This window comes from Microbacterium sp. BF1 (genome assembly GCF_019279095.1).
Lineage (GTDB): Bacteria > Actinomycetota > Actinomycetes > Actinomycetales > Microbacteriaceae > Microbacterium > Microbacterium maritypicum.
In genome coordinates this window covers 1-4,550 of record NZ_JAGYWT010000188.1, presented here as the reverse complement: position 1 = coordinate 4,550, position 4,550 = coordinate 1, and the positions used below count along the sequence as shown (strand labels likewise).

At 65.1% G+C, this 4,550-nt stretch carries 5 protein-coding genes; 4 read left to right on the top strand and 1 reads right to left on the bottom strand.

Going from position 1 to position 4,550, the window contains the following annotated elements; translation table 11 throughout:
* Window positions 1-188 precede the first annotated feature (188 nt).
* From KZA10_RS08340 to KZA10_RS08330, 3 genes are all read left to right on the top strand, one after another.
* Window positions 189-542, top strand: a complete 354-nt coding sequence (locus KZA10_RS08340) for a multidrug efflux SMR transporter (protein WP_218682629.1) — start codon at window positions 189-191, stop codon at window positions 540-542.
* Window positions 542-862 carry a multidrug efflux SMR transporter gene (locus KZA10_RS08335; RefSeq protein WP_218682628.1) on the top strand — a complete coding sequence of 107 codons (321 nt, stop codon included), beginning with the start codon at window positions 542-544 and terminating at the stop codon, window positions 860-862. The genes KZA10_RS08340 and KZA10_RS08335 overlap by 1 nt, the downstream gene beginning before the upstream one ends.
* A gap of 220 nt (window positions 863-1,082) precedes the next feature.
* Window positions 1,083-1,961 (top strand): alpha/beta hydrolase, encoded by an 879-nt coding sequence (locus tag KZA10_RS08330; RefSeq protein ID WP_308289618.1) that lies wholly within the window; start codon window positions 1,083-1,085, stop codon window positions 1,959-1,961.
* 157 nt (window positions 1,962-2,118) lie between these two features.
* Here the strand turns inward: KZA10_RS08330 and KZA10_RS08325 are convergent, their stop codons facing one another.
* Window positions 2,119-2,454: a DNA cytosine methyltransferase gene (locus tag KZA10_RS08325; RefSeq protein WP_282836741.1), complete on the bottom strand. Its 336-nt coding sequence runs from the start codon at window positions 2,452-2,454 to the stop codon at window positions 2,119-2,121.
* A gap of 292 nt (window positions 2,455-2,746) precedes the next feature.
* On the opposite strand from KZA10_RS08325, the gene mobF reads away from it, so the two are divergent.
* The coding region (mobF, locus tag KZA10_RS08320; protein ID WP_256934573.1) for a MobF family relaxase at window positions 2,747-4,550 on the top strand (1,804 nt) is incomplete at its 3' end.

Genomic DNA, 4,550 nt, shown 5'->3' with positions numbered 1-4,550 from the left:
GGACCGTGTACCTCTGCGGCGACGGCGAACGGATGGCACCCGCTGTCCGCGACACCCTGACCCGCATCTACCAAGACGCCACTGACACCACTCGCGACGAAGCCGAGCAGTGGATGGACACCATCGAACGCGAACACGGCCGCTTCGTCGCCGACATCTTCGCCTAACTCAGAAAGGACACTCCACTCATGAACAAAGTCAAAATATGGTTGTTTCTCGCCGCCGCGATCGCCTTCGAGGTGACCGGTTCGCTCAGCATGAAAGCGGGACTTGACCACCCCGCCTGGTACATCCTCACCGTGATCGGCTACGCCGGTGCGTTCACGTTCATCATCTTCGTGCTGCGCCTGGGCATGCCGCTCGGTGTCAGCTACGGCATCTGGGCCGCATCGGGCGTTGCCCTGACCGCGATCTTCTCCATGCTGATCTTTGGCGAACCCCTGACCCTGATGATGATCGGCGGCATCGTCCTCATCATCCTCGGCGTCCTCGCCGTCGAACTCGGCTCCCACACCTCCCACAAGAAGCAGGAGACCGTCTGATGGCCTGGCTGTTCCTCATCGGCGCGATCGTCTTCGAAGTGGCCGCCACCCTCTCCCTCCGCAAGACCATCGACGGCGGAAAGCGCTGGCTGATCGTCGTGATCGGCGGCTACGCCGCCGCGTTCACCTTCCTCGCCCTCACCCTCGGCGCCGGGATGGCCCTCGGTGTTGCCTACGGCATCTGGGCCGCGGCGGGCGTTGCCCTGACCGCGATCCTCGCGAAACTCTTCTTCAACGAGAACTTCACCTGGATCATGGCCGCTGGCATCGCCCTCATCATCGGCGGCGTCCTCCTCATCGAACTCGGAGCCGCCCATTAGCAGGTCCGACGGCACGGCCACCGGATTCGGGCGGACGAGCGAAGACTGGAAGCCCGACGTCCTCGGTGTCGGCTACGACAGCCTGCGGCTCGACCTGGGGGAAGACGACGAAGGACCTCTTGACGCCACCCTTGTCCGCTACACCCCGCAGCGGTCGCACCGTTGGGCGGCGTGGGCGGACCGGTGGTTCCGGTCGCGGCCGCTGCCGTGGTGGGGTGACGTGGACGTGCTGTCGCTGCATGGCTGGTCCGACTACTTCTTCCAACGCGGGCAGGCCGAGTTCTGGGCAGACCGTGGCGCCCGGTTCTTCGCCCTCGATCTCCGCAAATACGGGCGCAGTCTCCACCCCGGACAAACACCGGGATACATCGAAGACCTTACTGACTACCACCAAGAGATCTCCGCCGCGCTCGAAATCATCCGCTCCTCCCAACGCTCCCCGCGACGGCTCCTCCTGCTCGGTCATTCCACGGGCGGGCTGGTTGCGAGCCTCTGGGCAGCCGACCACCCCGGCCAAGTCGACGCGCTGGTGCTCAACAGCCCGTGGTTGGAATTCCAACTCGCCAGCACCGGCCGCGCCGCACTCAGCCCACTCATCACCCTCAGCGCCCGCTACTACCCACGAGACGCCGGCCCACAAATCGACGAAGGCTTCTACGCCCGCGCGCAACAGCAGGTCGGACCTGCCGATGATCTCGCTCTCGCCAACCCGGTCTGGCGGCCGGAACGTGCCTTTCGTCCCACCGCGGGCTGGCTGCGTGCGATCCTCGCGGGTCATGCCCGCATCTATCAAGGACTTCACCTCACCGAGCCGGTTGTGGTGCTCCTCTCCGCCCGCTCGGCCGTTCCCACGACCTGGCGGGAAGGATTCCAATACGCAGACACGGTGCTGGATGTCGATGAGGTCGCGCGATCGGCGCTTCACCTCGGATCGACAGTCACGGTGGTGCGCATCGACGGCGCGCTCCACGACGTCTTCCTGTCCGCAACCGAGCCACGCGCGAACGCGTTCTCGCAGCTCGAACGCTGGGTTAGCGGCTGGCACTTCTCTCATTACCTCGCACCCGCCCCGGTGACTGCTTCGCCACGCACTGGGTAGTCGGATTGAAGGCGTTGGGAACCCTCGGGACAAGGTCTGGGGTTGCGCCGATGGGGTTGCGTCCATCTTCGTTGTCTCCTTCCGGGGCTGGCGAGTCGCGGTGGCCGAGAGCAGCCCGGGCACGTTCTCGGCGACGACCCACTCGGGTTACAGCACGTCAATCGCCTGCGCCACGCGCGCCCACAGTCCGAGCGGATGCCGGGGCGAAGGCCGCGCGCTTGCCAACCGTGGACACGTCTTGACAGGGGAACCCGCCACAGATCACATCGACCGGCTCGACCTCGTTCCAGTCGATCGTGGTGATGTCGCCCAGGTTCGGCACACGCGGCCAGTGATGGGCGAACACGCACGCCGGTGCGTGGCTGAACTCCGAGAACCACACGGTCTCACCGTTGAACACTTCCTCGACAGCGAGGTCGAGTCCGTCGTACCCGCAGAACAGCGACCCGACGCGCAGCGGCGCGGACGGGGTGGTAGGAATCTGGTCGGCCACGGGTGAACCTCCTGGAACGGTGAAACTCGGAGCCGAACAACCGCTCCGAGTTAGTTACCAACCAGGTGCACGGGCCACCCCACCCGCTGCCCTTCAGCAGACGCGGCCCAGGTCATACGGCACCGTCGACAGCCACCGCCTCGTACCCCGTCGCGGTTCGCTCAGGCGGGTTGCCACGCCTCTTGCAAACGAGGTTCGCGCCGCCGCTGAAACCGCCCCTCGGACGGCCTGCCGGTGGGCGCGGAGGTTCACCTAGTGAGCAGGACGAAGGCGGTGCGCGGTGACGGTTTCGATGAGGGTGATGTCTGCTGGTGACGGCTACAAGTACCTCCTGCGCACTGTCGCCACGGGGGACGGTGACCGTGTGCTCTCCACACCGCTGACGCGTTACTACACGGAAGAAGGGACTCCGCCGGGTCGCTGGATTGGGTCAGCTGTCGCGGCGCTCGGCGGCGGAACGATCGCCATCGGTGATGAAGTGACCGAGGAACAACTGCAACGACTGATCGGCCAAGGCATCGACCCCGTAACCAAGGCAGCACTCGGCCGCGCATACCGCAAGTTCCCCACGGCGACGGAGCGCCTCGAGCGCCGCATCGCGAACCTCGACGCCGACCTGCCGGTAACTGAGCGTGCCGAAGCCGTCGCCACGATCGAGGCTGAGGAACGTGCGCGCGGGGTGCGGAAGGCAGTTGCGGGGTTCGATTTCACGTTCTCGATTCCGAAGTCCGCCTCAGTGCTCTGGGCGGTCGCAGATGCGGGAACGCAATCTCTGATTGCAGACGCACATCACGCAGCGGTTGCGGAGATGGTTGCGTACATCGAACGTGAGGTTGCAGCAACCCGTGTCGGCGCGGTGGGTCGCAACGGGGCGGTTGCGCAGGCGGAAGTCTCCGGCGTGATTGCGACCGCGTTCGATCACTACGACTCGCGAGCAGGCGATCCGCATCTGCACACCCACGTCGTGATCTCCAACAAGGTACAGACCGTTCACGATGGCAAGTGGCGCTCTCTCGACGGACGCCCCCTGCATGGTGCGACGGTTGCGTTGTCGGAGTTGCATGAAGCAGTGTTCGCGGATCACCTCACCCGCACGCTCGGCGTCACTTGGGAGGCGCGGGAGAAGGGTCGTGACCGCAACCCCGCCTGGGCGATCACTACGGTGGCGGAGAAGCTCGTTGCGGAGTTCTCCACTCGTGCACGTCATATCGACGTCGAGACGGATCGACTGATCGCAGAACACGTCGCTGCGCATGGTCGAAGACCATCACCGGCGACCATTGTTCGGTTGCGCGCTCAAGCAACGCTTTCCACCCGTCCCGAGAAGCAGGTCCGTTCCCTCGCTGATCTCACGACGTTGTGGCGGGACAGAGCGACGCACCTCCTGGGTGAAGACGCGACCCGATGGGCGCGCACCGTGACCGCGAATGACGTGCCACTGTTGTTGCGTGCTGACGACATTCCTCTGGACGTGATCGATTCGCTCGGGCACAGCGTGGTCGAAGCGGTCGGTGAGAAGCGGGCGACCTGGCGAACGTGGAACCTCACCGCCGAAGCAGCACGCCAAACGATGCACTATCGGTTCGCCACCACTCGTGACCGTGAAGCCGTCGTCGGCATGGTGGTCGATGCCGCAGAACACGCATCCTTCCGGCTCACGCCACCCGAGCTCGCATCGAGCCCTGCCATATTCCGTCGAACTGATGAGAGCAGCCGATTCCGGCCGACAGGATCAACGGTGTACTCCTCCGTCGAGGTGATGGCTGCGGAGGATCGACTTCTCGAGCGTGCCCGCATTCTCACCAGCCCGACCGTCCCCATCCAAACCATCGAGAAGATTGTGCGCCGCCCGGATCGTGATGGCCGGGTGCTCGGTAATGACCAGGTTGCAGCGCTCGCACGGATCGCCATCTCCGGACGAGCGGTCGATGTCCTCGTCGGGCCGGCCGGCGCAGGGAAGACAACAGCAATGCGTACCCTGCGCACCGCATGGGAAAGCGAGCACGGGCGGGGCAGCGTCGTCGGACTCGCACCGTCCGCAGTAGCCGCGCAAGTCCTGGCCGATGATCTTGGTATCCGGACGGAGAACACTGCAA

Bases quoted from the DNA above. Each gene is read 5' to 3' on its own strand.
- KZA10_RS08335 (WP_218682628.1), top strand. From the start codon at position 542: ATGGCCTGGCTGTTCCTCATCGGCGCGATCGTCTTCGAAGTGGCCGCC.
- KZA10_RS08340 (WP_218682629.1), top strand. From the start codon at position 189: ATGAACAAAGTCAAAATATGGTTGTTTCTCGCCGCCGCGATCGCCTTC.